This is a genomic window from Enterococcus sp. S183_ASV_20, from assembly GCF_018919685.1.
GTDB lineage: Bacteria > Bacillota > Bacilli > Lactobacillales > Enterococcaceae > Enterococcus > Enterococcus faecalis.
In genome coordinates this window covers 26,464-39,968 of the sequence record NZ_JAHLRI010000015.1, presented here as the reverse complement: position 1 = coordinate 39,968, position 13,505 = coordinate 26,464, and the positions used below count along the sequence as shown (strand labels likewise).

General features: G+C 34.8%; 20 protein-coding genes. 6 read left to right on the top strand and 14 right to left on the bottom strand.

All coding sequences use genetic code 11. The features are described 5' to 3' along the window. Positions 1 to 4: 4 nt before the first annotated feature. The 7 genes from KQI94_RS07410 to KQI94_RS07380 all read right to left on the bottom strand — a co-directional run bounded on the left by KQI94_RS07410 (position 5) and on the right by KQI94_RS07380 (position 3,777). The gene (locus tag KQI94_RS07410; protein ID WP_010714108.1) at positions 5 to 793 is read right to left on the bottom strand and encodes a DnaD domain protein; all 789 of its coding nucleotides are present in this window, start codon (positions 791 to 793) and stop codon (positions 5 to 7) included. Between the two features lie 15 nt (positions 794 to 808). Further along, positions 809 to 1,624 carry a PD-(D/E)XK nuclease-like domain-containing protein gene (locus KQI94_RS07405; protein ID WP_216454350.1) on the bottom strand — a complete coding sequence of 272 codons (816 nt, stop codon included), beginning with the start codon at positions 1,622 to 1,624 and terminating at the stop codon, positions 809 to 811. Beyond that, on the bottom strand, positions 1,587 to 2,603 hold the full coding sequence (locus KQI94_RS07400; protein ID WP_002393794.1) for a RecT family recombinase: 1,017 nt from the start codon (positions 2,601 to 2,603) through the stop codon (positions 1,587 to 1,589). The genes KQI94_RS07405 and KQI94_RS07400 overlap by 38 nt, the downstream gene beginning before the upstream one ends. Positions 2,604 to 2,705: 102 nt before the next feature. Continuing rightward, complete coding sequence (locus tag KQI94_RS07395) at positions 2,706 to 2,930, bottom strand: hypothetical protein (RefSeq protein ID WP_002370012.1); 225 nt, start codon at positions 2,928 to 2,930, stop codon at positions 2,706 to 2,708. Next, a complete protein-coding gene (locus tag KQI94_RS07390) occupies positions 2,927 to 3,226 on the bottom strand; it encodes a hypothetical protein (RefSeq protein ID WP_002385643.1) in 300 nt (99 codons plus the stop codon). The genes KQI94_RS07395 and KQI94_RS07390 overlap by 4 nt, the downstream gene beginning before the upstream one ends. Before the next feature lie 66 nt (positions 3,227 to 3,292). Then, complete coding sequence (locus KQI94_RS07385) at positions 3,293 to 3,472, bottom strand: hypothetical protein (protein WP_010785685.1); 180 nt, start codon at positions 3,470 to 3,472, stop codon at positions 3,293 to 3,295. Between the two features lie 35 nt (positions 3,473 to 3,507). Continuing rightward, the gene (locus KQI94_RS07380; protein ID WP_002385641.1) at positions 3,508 to 3,777 is read right to left on the bottom strand and encodes a hypothetical protein; all 270 of its coding nucleotides are present in this window, start codon (positions 3,775 to 3,777) and stop codon (positions 3,508 to 3,510) included. 75 nt (positions 3,778 to 3,852) lie between these two features. Here KQI94_RS07380 and KQI94_RS07375 point away from each other — a divergent pair, with 75 nt between their 5' ends. Beyond that, positions 3,853 to 4,167 carry a hypothetical protein gene (locus KQI94_RS07375; RefSeq protein WP_002385638.1) on the top strand — a complete coding sequence of 105 codons (315 nt, stop codon included), beginning with the start codon at positions 3,853 to 3,855 and terminating at the stop codon, positions 4,165 to 4,167. Here KQI94_RS07375 and KQI94_RS16720 read toward each other — a convergent pair. Continuing rightward, positions 4,148 to 4,276, bottom strand: coding sequence for a hypothetical protein (locus KQI94_RS16720; RefSeq protein ID WP_002385637.1), 129 nt, complete (start codon positions 4,274 to 4,276; stop codon positions 4,148 to 4,150). The genes KQI94_RS07375 and KQI94_RS16720 overlap by 20 nt on opposite strands. Positions 4,277 to 4,291: 15 nt before the next feature. After that, positions 4,292 to 4,468 (bottom strand): helix-turn-helix transcriptional regulator, encoded by a 177-nt coding sequence (locus KQI94_RS07370; RefSeq protein ID WP_002385636.1) that lies wholly within the window; start codon positions 4,466 to 4,468, stop codon positions 4,292 to 4,294. A gap of 83 nt (positions 4,469 to 4,551) precedes the next feature. Here KQI94_RS07370 and KQI94_RS07365 point away from each other — a divergent pair, with 83 nt between their 5' ends. Beyond that, a complete protein-coding gene (locus KQI94_RS07365; protein WP_002385635.1) occupies positions 4,552 to 4,935 on the top strand; it encodes a DUF2513 domain-containing protein in 384 nt (127 codons plus the stop codon). On the opposite strand, the gene KQI94_RS07360 is transcribed toward KQI94_RS07365, so the two are convergent. Beyond that, on the bottom strand, positions 4,932 to 5,141 hold the full coding sequence (locus tag KQI94_RS07360; protein WP_002415277.1) for an MW1434 family type I TA system toxin: 210 nt from the start codon (positions 5,139 to 5,141) through the stop codon (positions 4,932 to 4,934). The genes KQI94_RS07365 and KQI94_RS07360 overlap by 4 nt on opposite strands. A 305-nt stretch (positions 5,142 to 5,446) precedes the next feature. Between KQI94_RS07360 and KQI94_RS07355 the strand changes: the two genes are divergently transcribed. The 4 genes from KQI94_RS07355 to KQI94_RS07340 all read left to right on the top strand — a co-directional run bounded on the left by KQI94_RS07355 (position 5,447) and on the right by KQI94_RS07340 (position 8,264). Continuing rightward, the gene (locus KQI94_RS07355) at positions 5,447 to 5,779 is read left to right on the top strand and encodes a helix-turn-helix transcriptional regulator (RefSeq protein WP_002385633.1); all 333 of its coding nucleotides are present in this window, start codon (positions 5,447 to 5,449) and stop codon (positions 5,777 to 5,779) included. Positions 5,780 to 5,797: 18 nt separating this feature from the next. After that, the gene (locus tag KQI94_RS07350) at positions 5,798 to 6,142 is read left to right on the top strand and encodes an ImmA/IrrE family metallo-endopeptidase (protein WP_002385632.1); all 345 of its coding nucleotides are present in this window, start codon (positions 5,798 to 5,800) and stop codon (positions 6,140 to 6,142) included. Positions 6,143 to 6,199: 57 nt separating this feature from the next. Next, positions 6,200 to 6,928: a potassium channel family protein gene (locus KQI94_RS07345; RefSeq protein ID WP_002385631.1), complete on the top strand. Its 729-nt coding sequence runs from the start codon at positions 6,200 to 6,202 to the stop codon at positions 6,926 to 6,928. Positions 6,929 to 7,082: 154 nt separating this feature from the next. Continuing rightward, positions 7,083 to 8,264 (top strand): site-specific integrase, encoded by a 1,182-nt coding sequence (locus KQI94_RS07340; protein ID WP_010774242.1) that lies wholly within the window; start codon positions 7,083 to 7,085, stop codon positions 8,262 to 8,264. A 102-nt stretch (positions 8,265 to 8,366) separates the two neighbouring features. On the opposite strand, the gene rpmG is transcribed toward KQI94_RS07340, so the two are convergent. The 4 genes from rpmG to KQI94_RS07320 all read right to left on the bottom strand — a co-directional run bounded on the left by rpmG (position 8,367) and on the right by KQI94_RS07320 (position 13,458). Next, positions 8,367 to 8,516, bottom strand: coding sequence for a 50S ribosomal protein L33 (gene rpmG / locus KQI94_RS07335; RefSeq protein WP_002356321.1), 150 nt, complete (start codon positions 8,514 to 8,516; stop codon positions 8,367 to 8,369). Positions 8,517 to 8,641: 125 nt separating this feature from the next. Further along, complete coding sequence (locus tag KQI94_RS07330; RefSeq protein ID WP_024041710.1) at positions 8,642 to 10,780, bottom strand: penicillin-binding transpeptidase domain-containing protein; 2,139 nt, start codon at positions 10,778 to 10,780, stop codon at positions 8,642 to 8,644. Between the two features lie 164 nt (positions 10,781 to 10,944). After that, positions 10,945 to 12,882: a threonine--tRNA ligase gene (thrS, locus tag KQI94_RS07325; protein ID WP_002368775.1), complete on the bottom strand. Its 1,938-nt coding sequence runs from the start codon at positions 12,880 to 12,882 to the stop codon at positions 10,945 to 10,947. 396 nt (positions 12,883 to 13,278) lie between these two features. After that, on the bottom strand, positions 13,279 to 13,458 hold the full coding sequence (locus tag KQI94_RS07320) for a 2-hydroxymuconate tautomerase (protein WP_002356318.1): 180 nt from the start codon (positions 13,456 to 13,458) through the stop codon (positions 13,279 to 13,281). Positions 13,459 to 13,505: the final 47 nt, after the last annotated feature.

The window sequence follows — 13,505 nt, the reverse complement described above, 5'->3', positions numbered from 1 at the left end:
CTTCCTAAAATCCAAGATCATCGTAATCAGAATGACCTGTGTTTGATTTCTGTTTTTTGGTTGTTTTCTTTTGCTTCCTTGCCGCTTCTCGTTCCTCAACAGATTTGAACCCTCTTTGTTCCCAATCTTTCAATATGGCATTGATATAGTTATAGTTTCTTGCGTTTGCATCAATAGCAATTTCAATAGCTTTAACAATTAATTGTTCAGCTTCTTTTTGACTAGCTCCGATTTTTTCAAAATCAGAAATCCAATAATCAAAATCGGTCATGGTTTTAGACGACATCAATCCAAATCCGTTATTTTCCCAAATTGAACGAATGAACGCCCCTTTATTGTTATTATTATTATTTCTTAGGTTCTTAGGTTCTTTAGGTTCTTGTTTATGTTCAGTTCGTTGTTCAGTTTGATGTGCAGCTTGTTGTTCCCTTCGTTGTTCAGTTCGTTGTTTTTTTATTTCAGAAAAGTTTTGATATTCTGCGTAGTTACTGACTTTGTACCATGTCCCGTTTTGTCTACTTCTGCTTAATTCAATCATGTCATCTTTAACAAGCAAATCTAAAAATTTTCTGACGGTGTTTCGGCTTACTTCCCACCTTTCAGAAAGTTTTTTTTCGGATGTAATTCTTTCTCCGACTTTCACCGTTTTTAACTCTCCATCAAAAAGAATCTTTCTGTCTTGGTGATTGGCCATGAATATTAAATCAAGCCACCATTTAAGGTATTGAGGATTTTCCCAAATCCAGTGATCTTGAATGGTCCTATAAAGTTTTATCCAACCTCCAATGGCCAACCTGCTCGCCTCCTTTTATAAATCGTCCATACTGGTAAAATTTGTAATTTTGTTGTGTCCTCTACAATATTCACAAATCCCACAACTAACTGGTTCTTCTTCGCCGTTTTTCACTCGCACAACATGCTCGATGTTTTCTTTTAATTCTTCTAATTCGTAAATCATTTTTTCTTCGCTAAGAGTGATTAGTTTTGCTTCACTAGGTGTTTGTTTCGAAACGGCTGCAATGAGAGGAAGAAAAATTTTGTCATATTGTTGCCGAAGCAGTTCGCAATAAACAGCCATTTGTAACACGTAACCGAAGCGTTCAATGAAGTTTGCTTTTCTGTTTAAACGTTCATCCCATTTCTTCTCATGCATATCTTTGGTTGTTTTGATGTCTACAAAATACTTTTCTTCTAAATTAAAACAATCAATTTTCCCTTTCCACATTGCACCACCAATTTCACCTGTGACGATCACTTCTTTTTCACCTTGATAAATATTTAAAAAGGCTTCTTCTTGTTTTAATCTTTCAATCATCTGCTCCGCAATTTGGAAATCTTTCAGTAGGCCAAACGGTTTTCTTGAAGAAAACATCTTGCTTTTATTTTCTTCTTTAAATGCTTCATGAATTTCTGGTGATTCAAAGTAAGAATGAACATAATTACCAACTAGCAATGCTTTAGGATCGTTTTCTGGTGTCCATTCGCCTTTTAACTTGGCAAGAGCTGCAGCTTCACATTCAAGAAATTTTTTATATTGAGAGACAGACATATAAGCTAGGTCCGCTTCTTGTGAATAATAATTTTCATCAGAAAGGATAATCGTCTTCTTCAATCGTTGAGACATCAGCTTCACTCTCTTTCTGATTGGTTTCATAACCAGCCATCACATCTAAAGTTTCTTGAACTGGTTCTTCTAAAATTTGGTCAGCTACTTTCGTTAAATTATCTTTTTCAATTGGTTTGGCTTGTTCAATATCGGGTTGCTCTGGTACGTCAGCTACACGTGTAATTCGTTCATTCTCGTTTTCTTGATCAACAGCTTTTATATTGTTGGAAAATAGTTTTTCTTCAAGTACCGCAGCTTGCTCTTCTCGCTCTGGTGTTACATCTTTTCGTTCGAATTCATTTTCGAGTGTGTCTTTAGCGGCTTGCACAAATAAATCATTATCGTTACTAGTATTGATTAAATATTTAGCAGCTCGATTGATGACAGTTCTTTTTGCCATTTCTTCTGGAAAATCATTCTGAACATTTTTTGTTTTTGCTTTGCTCCATGACTTATCAATTTGTTTCTTTGTCATGACGGTTGTTACTTCTTTACCATTTGCTAGCTTAATAACCACATAAGCAGCCTTAATGTCGTTGTCTAGGTTTTCGAAGGCCGTTTCATGTTTAGCAACAACTAAGTCGGGACCATCCATAGCAATTTCAAATACATCGCCTTCTCTTACTACAACAGGCGTGATATCTGCCCCTCCAGTTACTCGATCTAATACAGCCATGGTTCCGAAATATGAGCGCATAAGCTGAACTTTATTTCCATATTTGATGAAATAACATTGTTTTTTAGCTGGCGATAATCCTTGGATGACCATATCAAGCAAGGCGTTAGAAATAGATGTTTTAGTTTCTGGATTGTTAGCTGCCAACTGAAGAAGGTTTCCTCCTGAATTGTTGGTTAGTTCAAAGAAAGCACTTTTCAATGCATTCTGTGGACTATAACCTGGTGGCATTTCTAATCCCTGCTCTTGCAATCTATTCAAATTTCCGATGACTTGTTCATCTAAAGATCGTTGTGTTATTTGTGTTAAATCGTTACTCATTGTCATTCTCCTCTTCTTCGTCATATTCCCATGTTGGCTCTAATGCTTCTTTTTCTTCTGGAGGTTCTTGTCTAGCCCCTAATGAATCAAATTCAGGCATTTTCACCACTCCCAAAATATTTTCGTTTTGTTTTCTTCAAGTTCAACGTGATCAAATCCTTCTGTTTCTAATTGAGATAAAAACGTTGATGTAAGACCTTTACTATTCACTACGCAACTTGTATTACCATTTGCTGCTGCAGTTCGAATTGATTGAATAATCCTATTTTGAGCATTCGCTAACATTAATTCGTAAACATCATCACTTAAACCTCTTACTTCAATCATTGCAGTTCACCTCGTAAAAATGCAGTTAGTAGTTCATCCATAGATTTTTCATTTGCAGCATCTTCGGCTTTTTCTGCTACACATTCTGGACAATCACAAGATTCGCTTATACTTAATTGCTCTTTTAGATCACCTACAAGTTTTTGCAAGAGTATAGCTAAACCGATAACTGAACCACAAAACGCAGTACTTCCTTGGCCTGTTTCAAAATTTGTAGCACATAAAAGAAGTTCAACATTCTGTGCCTTACATTCTTTTTCAAGTTCAATAATCATTCTTTCAATTTTTCTATTCATGTGGTACACTCTCCTTGAATTTGATATTTGTAACTGACCTACTTTGATGGCCGTCGAAGTGGGTCTTTATTTTTGTTTTTTTTCTTCTCGATCTTCCAACGCTAAATCGTAGTAGAGCAACCAAATGATAAAAGCTGCTATATATATGTTTTGGATTAATGGGCCAATATTGCCACCTACCAATAGACCTAGTCCGAATACAACCAACAGTGCCGCCATACGTCTTAAGTGATATATTTTTTTCATATTTATTTCCTCCCTTGATTTCGCTTGCCCAAGATTTATCTTTTTTGTGATAGAAGCCATCTCCGACACCCTTCTTTGTCGTAGAACTTCCCTTGTTTACTTACTGATCCATGTGGAAGACCTAGCTTCTCCCATTCCCTTATTGTTGTTGTGGAAACATTGAAATATTTTGCAATCTCTGTTTGATTTAAGACTCGCTTATCAACTGCGGTATCTCTTCGTGCTTTTTCTATTTCATCAACAATAATTCCGTGTACAAAATCTCTTAGAGAAGCTTCATTTTCTGGAGTTAAAATCACTTCCATTGCTATCACCTCCTATACTGATTGTTTTACAATTCACCTCTTGGTAAAATGAATTTGAAAGCGAGGTGAAATATTATGAAATTCGAATTAAATGGATTTGACGAATTACAACATGAGCTAAATCAATTTGCTAAAAATGGCGAGTCTTTAGATGACGAACATTCTGTACCATTCGATAAACTATTCACTAAAAAATTTATGATTGAAAATACTAAATTCTCTAATATTGATGAGTTTATTGAAAAATCCGGATTTGATTTCTCTGATATGGAATCAATAGATGACAATAAATTAGATAATTTCATTAGCTCAAACACAAACTTCGATTCGTGGGAAGATATGAAGTCTGCTGCTGGATCAGAATGGGTAGCTAAGAAATTAGGATTTTAGTTTTATTTATCTCATCTAAAGTTTTTTGAAGTTGGTCAGCTTGCTCCTTTGCTTGTTTGATCAACTTCTTTAAGTTTTGTAAGTCAACTTTGATAATCGCTTCTTCCACTTTTACCTACACCTCCTATCTAATATCTAATATTTTTTTGATATTCCGAACTTGCTCTTCTGAACGTCTACGACCATGAAGAATATCAGATAAGTACGGACTTGAAATCCCTAATTGTTTCGCTAACCAAGATTGAGTTTTCTTTGCACGAATTAGCGCTGCCCTTACTTCAATAGCTAAATCTTGTGACATTTAATTACCTCACTTTCTTTTTTTGATATAATTTCCTTATCAGCAAGTGGTCTGCTGAAATAACTGATAAGGTGGTGAATGATATGAAACTGTCTCATGATTGTATTCGTGATATTTTATTATTTAGCGAAAGCCTTCCGTACAATGAACCGGCTTTTGGTGATAAAATATTTAAATCAGATCTACTAAAAAAATATAGTTCAGAGGAAATTAATTATGCCGTCTCCAAATTAGGTGATGACGATGCACAACTTATAAAAGGATATGTTAAGTTTGCATCTAACAAACCTTATATGACATGTATCTCTTCCCTTACATTCGATGGTCATAAATATTTGGACAATATTCGAGATCCGAAAATTTGGAAGGAATCAAAAAAAATATCATCCAAACTAGCAAGTGTCTCAATTGACATAATGAGTGAAATCGCAGCTAAAGTTATTACAAAAACACTGGGCCTTGACTAACGTATTTCCCAGTCACTCGCCATTAAATCATTTGCTGTAGGGTTCCACCGTTTGCCAACAGAATTACTATTTTCTTGTAGTAATAGACAACAATCATAGGTATTTGTAGGAAGTATATTTACATGAGCTGAACAGTCATTTTCAGACTCCCTGTAAATATATTTTCCTTTTTTCATTGCTTTTGAAACAGCTTCGTCAATTTTCATTTCTTCCATTCCTTTCTTTTTAATTTGTAAGCTAAAAAATTAGCTAATTTAATAAAATTCGTTGACACTTTCTAACACATATTGTAAAATGAACCCATAGCTAAATAAGACTTTAAAAGCCTTCTAAAACAATACTTTTACCGTTCCCCAACGATTTTCAAGTTTTGTTTATAGGTTTTATTTGAGAACTTATTAGCTAATAAATTAGCTTACGTGATTATATTACTAACAAATATTGTAAATGTCAAACATTTTTACTAACTTTTTTTGTAAATAACGCGTAACTAGAAGGAGAATGTTTTCATATGAACCTTTTGGAACGTATAAAAAAACTAGCAAAAGATAGAGATGTGTCTATTTATCAGCTTGAAGAAGAAATAAATATTGGACGAAATACTATTTATCAATGGAATAAGCGAACACCTTCTTCGGATAAACTTGAAGCTGTAGCCAATTATTTTAATGTTTCTGTTGATTATTTATTAGGTCGTACTGAAAATCCAAACCAAGCTGGTGCTAAACCATCTGACGATTTAGATGATGTACTGGATAACGTCATGAGTTTTGACGGTGAACCGCTTGATGATCATGACAGAGAAGTTATCCGTGCATATTTAAAGGGTAGATTCGGGAAATAAGTCAAAGGTTGTGCTTATATGAAAAGTATCAAAGAGTTGGTAGAAGAATATAATGTGGAGTTAGTTTTTACTACTTTGAACAAACGCGCATGTTTCGACCCTACCTACGGTATCATATTTGTAAATCAAAATTTAACACCATCAGAACAAGAAGAAGCAATATATCACGAATTAAAGCATGTAAAAGAACATGTGGATATAATGGCATTGTATAAAATTCCTGTTTTTCGTTCTAAGATGGAAGCTGAAGCAGAACAATATATGTTTAGAAGCTTAATCGAAAAATATGAAGGACAATACAATTACTCAAATGTTATAGCTCATTACAACTTAAAAATGGGACAAGAAGTTTATTTGAAATAAAAAAGTCCGTGCTGGGAACACGGACTTAAACCTCATTTAGAGAGTGAGAGAACTTCATTGAAAATAAATCAAAAATTCTATAATTACTCTATTGTTGTTTTAGCATTAATCTCAATCGCGTTAGTTATTCTTGATTTTTCAAATGTTATTAATATTAGTAATCCACCATTTAACGTTATTGATAGTATTATCTTAATCACATTTACAATTGATTACATTGTTAGATTTTTTATTTCAAAAAATAAAATCAAATTTTTTAAAGAAAATATTTTTGATCTGATCGCGATAATTCCTTTTGATGCTATTTTTTCTTTCTTTAGAATCGCTAGGTTGTTTCGAATAGCTAAAATAGCTAGACTAGCAAAGCTAACAAGAGCGATAGGTGTGGTTGGCAAATTAACAAGAAACACTAAATCATTTTTAAATACTAACGGATTTTTAAACGTGATTTATTTAAGCTCGGTTCTCATTGTTATTTCAGCAATGATTTACTCATATGCAGAAAACGTTCCATACATTGATGCGTTTTGGTGGGCTTTGGTAACAACAACAACTGTCGGGTATGGTGATATTTCTCCAACTACTCCATTAGGAAGAATTGCTGCAATCATTTTGATGATTGTGGGAATTGGGTTTGTTGGCATGTTAACTTCTACTATTACTGAATATTTTAATAAAAGTAATGAATCTAATAACAATGATGAAAAAGATGAAAAAATAGATATGCTAATAAAAAAAATAAATGATTTAGAAAAAGCTATTAGAAAATTAGAGAATAAAAAGTAACGCGCACTGCTTAACAAAAAAATATGCTTTATTATCCCCCTCTCTGGTGAGTTCTAGCGTGTTCGATTCATGCTAGGGGCTTTAAAATCTAATAAGGAGGTGCTAGAAATTTGTCATTCCTTCTATTCGCTTGCCCAAGTGGAAAGGATAAGCAATGGCAACTTTTAAACAATATACAAAAAAAGGGAAAAAATACTGGAAAGTAACTGCCTATTTAGGCGTAGATTATTTAACTGGAAAACAAATTAATGTCACTATCAGAAACTGTAATACAAAAAAAGAAGCACAGCTCAAGCTTAATCAAAAAAAATTAGATTTTGATAATGGAAATCTAGCTAACGAGCATACTCGTTTAACCACTTTTGAAGAAGTTTATTATATGTGGTTGGACGAATACAAAAAAACAGTTAGGGAATCCACATTCATAGCTACTGAACGACGTATGAAAAAACACATTTTACCCACATTCGGGAAAATGCGACTTGAGCGTTTAACAGTCAAGATCGTGCAAAAATCTGTTAATGAATGGTATAAAAAGAATGAAATGGGAAAAGTACTTTTAAGTTATGCTTCTCGTGTTTGTGACTATGCTGTTGGTTTAGAAATAATAGACTCAAACCCATTTAAGAAAATAACTAAACCTAGTTCGCTAAAGAAATTAGAAAAGAATACAAAAAGAAAGTTCTATACAAAAGACGAACTGGAACATTTCTTAAATACAGCTGATAGCATTGCCAATCAAGCCAAAGAAGAAAGTTTAGTTCTAAAATACTATGCCGACTTAGACTGTGCTATTTTTCGCTTACTTTCTTTTACTGGTATACGTGTTGGTGAAGCTTTAGCATTGAATTGGAATGATATTGATTTAAAAAAGCAGGTAGTTAATATAAATAAAACTACTGCTATCAGTACAAATGGATTGACTATAAACGATCCTAAAACTCCCAATTCTATTCGTAAAATTTCTTTTGATAACAAGACTGCTTATATCTTAAAAAAATGGAAACTTAGACAGCATGAAGCTTTAATGAAAAAAGGTGGATTTAAAACACAACTCATTTTTACAAAAATTGATGGTACCATGTCCCGAAGTCAAGACATTTACCAACGTTCTAAAAGATTGGCAGAAAAAGCTAACTTACATTCTATTGGTTGTCATGGTTTTCGGCATACCCACGCAACATTATTATTCGAATCAGATAACGTTAGGTCTAAAATAATCCAAGAACGTTTAGGACATTCTTCTTTACAAATAACTATGGATACTTACACTCATGTTTCTGATGAAGTTACTAAAGAAGCAACAGATGCTTTCAGTAGCTATGTAAATTTTTAAAATAGCAAATCTACATCAATAACTAAATCAGTAAATTCCTAACAACAAAAAAAGCGCCTAGAACCCTTATAAAGCAAGGATTCTAGGCTATATTCAAATAAATTATTTAGTTTCACGGTGTAAAGTAACTTTTCTTTCACGTGGGCAATATTTTTGTTTTTCTAAACGATCAGGATTGTTACGTTTATTTTTATTTGTTAAGTAGTTACGTTCTTTACAAGAAGTACACTCTAAAGTGATGTTTACGCGCATGTTTTCCCCTCCTACTAATAATTGATCTTTCCAAGAGATTTCTTAGACTTGAATATCATACCATTTTTTTTGTCATTTGACTACCCTTTTGGGCAAATTTGTAAAGTAGTTCTACTTTACAAATTTTATTTTTTGTACATTTCCATATACGCTTCTAAAACTTCTTTGGCAATCGTTTGGTTTGGTTTTGATTCTTCGTCATTTAAGTGTGGTAAAACAACGCTAATTGCAATTTCAGGGTTTTCGTAAGGCGCATAAGCCACCAAGTTACTATTAACCGTCGTGTGAACAACTCCGTTAGCATCCTTTGCTTGCGTTTCGGCGGTCCCTGTTTTAGCAGCAATCGAAAACTTGTCTGATTTTAAACCTGGTGCCGTAGTCAATTGACTAGTTCCATTTACCACATTATAGAAACCTTGTTGAAGAATTCCTATCTGGTCTTCAGAAATATTCACCTTATTCAAAACTTTTGGTTCGATTTCTTTCAAAATTTTTCCTAAAGCTCCATTTTCATCATTGCCATAGATGCCTTCTACCACATGGGGTTGTACGCGGATACCATTATTTGCGACAGTGGAAACGTACTGTGCTAATTGTAATGGTGTGTAGTTATCATATTGTCCAAATGATAAATCTAATAGATTTCCGCCTTTAGGCGCTTCAGCAGGATCTTTGAAATCTTTATTTACATATCCAGGACTTTCACCAGGTAAATCGATTCCTGTCTTAATCCCCATTCCATATTCAGCATAAGCGTTTCTTAGCTCTTTGAAAACTTTGTCATCGCCAATTTCATACGGGAAGACCATATTAGGATAGTAATTTACACCCATTAGTTTAAACACAACTTTCATCATGTAGGCATTAGAAGAGTACTCTAATGCTTGTTCAGCAGTTAATTGCATTTGTGCATTACGACCACCACTATTCCACCAAGAAGCTTTTGGATTTGTACCAGCTAAAATAATTGGTTCATCTAATAGAGTATCATTTCCTTGTAATACTTTCGCCTCATAACCAGCTGTTAAAGTACCTGCTTTCACAACAGATCCAGGTACCTCAAAGTTTAAAATAGGCCCTAAAGGATTAGGTGTTACTTCTCCTGTCTGTAAATCATGACTAACTCCGGACATCGCTAAAATAGCACCTGTTTGAGGGTTCATAGCAACGACATACGCATTTTCTGAGTATGGTCCAATGGTTTTGACTATTTGTGAATAGTTTCGTTGTAAAATTTCATCAACTTTGTTTTGGAAATTTGAATCAATCGTTAATTTTAAGTTGGAGCCTTTTTCCCCTTTGGAAATTGGGGTTTGTGAAACAATCTTTCCGTTATTGTCTAAAACGACTTCTGATTTTGCTTTTTTACCTTGTAGAACGTCTTCATATTGTTTTTCTAAATAGCTAGTTCCAACACGGTCATTTCGTGCATAGCCTTTTTTCAAATATTCATCGACTTCTTCGGCTGGCAATCCTTGTTTTTCAGTTGAAACGGTGCCCAACAGGCTACGCAATGCACCACTTTGAGAATAATCACGCGTCCAATCAGTCCCTGTTGAAACACCAGATATTTCCGCTGTGTGTTCACCAATTGTCGCAATTTCACCTTCTGTTACCCCTTCATTCTTGATGAAGACCGTGTTCATTTGTGACGCTGCATTCATTCGTTTAAAAATCGTTACTGCTTGTAAGGTTCGGTCATCAAACGCAATTTCTTCGGGGGTGACTTTTTCAACTGCTTTGGCATATAATGTGCCTTCGTCCGTAATTTTGTTGCCTTTTTCATCTTCTTTATCTTGATCGGTTAAACGGGCTTGGGCTGCTTTTAAATTTTCAGGATTCGCTAACCAATAATCTTTTTTGTCACGATCCGTTAAGTTTGGATCAACTGGAACGTTAATAAGTTCATTAACTTTATTCGCAATCGGTAAAATATCTTTTCCTTCAATATTTTTTCCTCGTGTGTATGTGATTGCTAAATTGGCTTTGTTAGAAACCAAGACTTTTCCTTGTGAATCATAAATTTGTCCTCGAGGGGATGGTGTCGTGATTTGTAGTGAAGAATTGGCAGTGATTTTTTTGTTAAACTCTTCTCCTTCTACAATCTGTAAATACCCTAAACGAACAATTAATGAAACAAATAAAGTGAATATCACAAAAAATAATAAGTTCAATCGAAAAGGAATATGTGGCTTTCTACCTCGTTGACTCTTTGCTGCGGCATCTGTTTTTTTTATTTTATCTATAAATGAGTTTTTCTTCATACCTCTAGTCCCTTCACTAAAAAGTTTCGCATTCTCATTGTAACAAAAAATAGTCAAAAAATCAGGATTATTCCCAGCTCTAAGGAAATATTTAATTATTTTGTTGTTGAAAAAAGTCAAAAGGACTTCTGAATTCAGAAGTCCTTTTGACTTTTTCTCTTTTTTTAACGGCTGTAATTGTGAACTTCAGCAGCCATGCTGTCAATGAAAATTGATAAATCTTCGACAGACGTTTCTTTGCTTCCATAACGACGGACGTTCACCGTTGCGTCTTCCATTTCTTTGTCCCCGACCACTAATTGATAAGGTACTTTTTGTGTTTGAGAGGCCCGAATTTTGTAGCCCATTTTTTCGTTACGATCATCGACTTCAACACGTAAGCCTTGTGCTTGTAAACGTTCTTTGATTTCATAAGCATACTCAGAATGCGCTTCTACAGAAACTGGGATAATAGTTGCTTGAATTGGTGCTAACCAAGTAGGGAAAGCGCCTTTGTAAACTTCTGTTAAGTAAGCCACAAATCGTTCCATTGTTGAGACAATACCACGGTGGATAACAACTGGGCGATGTGTATTTTCACCATCTTCGCCAACATAAGTTAAGTCAAAACGTTCTGGTAATAAGAAGTCTAATTGGATGGTTGATAATGTTTCTTCCATTCCTAAAGCTGTTTTTACTTGAACATCTAACTTCGGACCGTAAAAGGCAGCTTCGCCTTCTGCTTCAAAGTAATCTAATTCTAATTCATCCATGGCAGCTTTTAACATCGCTTGCGCTTTTTCCCACATCGCATCATCATCAAAATATTTGTCTGTATTATTTGGATCACGATAGCTTAAGCGGAAACGATAATCCGTAATGTTAAAGTCAGCATAGACTGCCACCATTAACTCCAAAGTACGTTTAAATTCGTCTTTAATTTGGTCAGGACGAACAAAAGTATGGCCATCGTTTAAAGTCATTTCACGAACACGTTGTAACCCTGATAATGCGCCAGATTTTTCATAGCGGTGCATCATCCCTAATTCAGCGATTCGAATTGGCAATTCGCGGTAACTATGAATGTCATTTTTATAAACCATCATATGGTGTGGACAGTTCATTGGACGTAATACCAGCATTTCGCCATCGCCCATATCCATTGGTGGGAACATATCTTCATGGTAATGATCCCAGTGACCAGATGTTTTGTATAATTCCACATCTGCCATAATTGGTGTATACACATGTTGGTAACCTAAGCTAATTTCTTTGTCCACAATATAACGTTCAATTGTACGACGAATGGTTGCGCCTTTTGGTAACCAGAAAGGTAACCCTGAACCAACTTCTTGTGAAACCATAAATAAATCTAATTCTTTTCCTAATTTACGGTGGTCACGTTCTTTGGCTTCCTCGCGCATTTTGATAAATTCTTTTAAATCTTTTTTATCGAAAAAGGCAGTGCCATAAATCCGTTGCATCATGTGATTGTCAGAGTTTCCGCGCCAATAAGCACCAGCTACTGAAAGTAATTTAAAGACTTGAATCCGTCCTGTTGAAGGGACGTGAACACCACGACATAAATCGACAAAATCGCCTTGATCATAGATAGTGATGATTTCATCTTCTGGCAAATCTGTAATTAATTCAACTTTGTAAGGATCATCAGCAAATAATTCTAACGCTTCTGCACGTGAGATTTCTTTACGAACGATTGGGTTATTTTCCTTCACAATTTTCATCATTTCGGCTTCAATTGCAGGGAAATCTTCCGCTGTCACAGGGGATTCCCCATTATCTGTATCATAGTAGAACCCAGAATCAATCGCAGGACCTACGCCAAATTTAATGTTAGGGAAAAGACGACGTAAGGCATTAGCCATTAAATGAGCTGATGAATGACGTAAAATTCCTAAAGCATCTTCATGATCAGGTGTCACGATTTCAAGCGAACCATCTTCTACGATAGGACGATCTAAATCGATTAAAACACCATTGAATTTACCAGCTAAAGCTTTTTTGGCTAAACTGTTGCTAATACTTTTAGCAACATCAAATGTTGTAACCCCAGAATCAAACGGTTTAACAGCGCCATCTGGAAAAGTAATGTGAATAGACATAATAAAATTCTCTCCTTTTAATTTTTTTGATTTGAAGCGTTTCATTGTGTTCCTGTTTTTCACAATGAAACGAAACAGCCACCTGTTCCCCTTGTTAAAAAACAAAAAGTCCTAGTATTCTAACGAATACTAGGACGAAAATATCGTGGTTCCACCTAATTTTGAACACAAATAATCTGTGTTCCTCTAGCGTGTTAACGGTGCGACCGCCTTTGTTTCAACAAAGGTTTCGAAAGTGGTCATCCCTTGTGCCAATCTGGAAAATTTTCAGCCAAGATTTTCCTCTCTAATAGATCGCGGGCAAGTTCAGTTGTCTTTCTCATCAATCATTTATGCACTTATTTAACCACTTATTTTCAGAAAAAGCAAGTGATTCAACAGAAATTCTCTGAAAACTTATTTTTTCCATTCGCCGCCTTGTGCATAGCGGTCTTTTTTCAATTCATTGACAATCACATGGATATTCTCTTTTGGTGCACCAGCGTTTTTTGACACAGCTTCTGTAATATCTTTGACCATATTAGTTAACTGTTCTTCTGTGCGGCCTTCAATTAATTCTACATGTACAAATGGCATCTTCGTTCCCCCAATTTAAATTGCTTGTTCTGTTTGTATCATAGAGC